1 protein-coding gene is annotated in these 866 nt (G+C 50.0%); it reads right to left on the reverse strand.

Going from position 1 to position 866, the window contains the following annotated elements; translation table 11 throughout:
- Positions 1 to 866: recombinase family protein (locus PGS25_RS15810; RefSeq protein WP_270419425.1), on the reverse strand; the 866-nt coding region annotated here is incomplete at both ends.

Genomic DNA, 866 nt, shown 5'->3' on the forward strand with positions numbered 1-866 from the left:
TCAATCAGAGCGATAAAACGGTCAGCGTCCTTTTCGTGCTTCTCATAGCTCTTGACAGCCTTTTCCAGAACAGAGATTTCAGCGGTAAGCTCGGACTGTTCCTTTTCGTATTGAGCGTCCAGAGTGGCGTATCTGCTGTCGGACAGCTTGCCTAAAATGTTGTCCTCATAGATTTTGCAGAGCAGGACTTCCAGCTCGGAAACTCTCTGCTTTGCTGTGGCAAGGCGTGTGCGCTGTTTTCTGACCTCTGCCGTCTGCTGGCTGGACTGCGCTTCCTGCACCACACGGACAAACTCGGCTCGGTCATGCTTGGCATACTCGGCAATAGCTTTGAGCATTTCGGAAACAAGGGACAGTACCACATCTTCATTGATACGGTGCTGTGTCGTGCAGAGCTTTCCAACTGGGACTTTGCTGTATTGGGAACAGGTATATTGAGAAATACGCTTGCCGTTGTTGGTACGGTGGACATACATCTTGCCGCCGCAATCGGCACAATAAAGCAAGCCTGTGAGGGGAGCTGCTTCGCCCCAGCCGTCCGGGTAGCGTCTGACATTCCCACGGATTTTCTGCACAAGGTCAAAGGTCTGCTGGTCAATGATAGCTTCATGGGTATTCTCGAAAATCGTCCATTCGTCCTCCGGGACATAATGGCTTTTCTTGTCCTTGAAGTGCTTTCGAGTCTTGAAGTTGATGGTGTGTCCCAGATATTCACGCTTTTCAAGAATGTTGCAGATGGTGGAAGAACCCCAGCCGTACACATCTTTGAAAGTCTTGTTTTTATTCACACCCTCGCCGTGCTGGGCAAGGTAAGCGGACGGAATTAGGATTTTTTCTTCTTTCAGCTTGCTGGCGATCTGATACGG

This window comes from Butyricicoccus sp. AM78-15b2TA (genome assembly GCF_027665985.1).
In the GTDB taxonomy this organism is placed as follows: domain Bacteria; phylum Bacillota; class Clostridia; order Oscillospirales; family Butyricicoccaceae; genus Agathobaculum; species Agathobaculum butyriciproducens.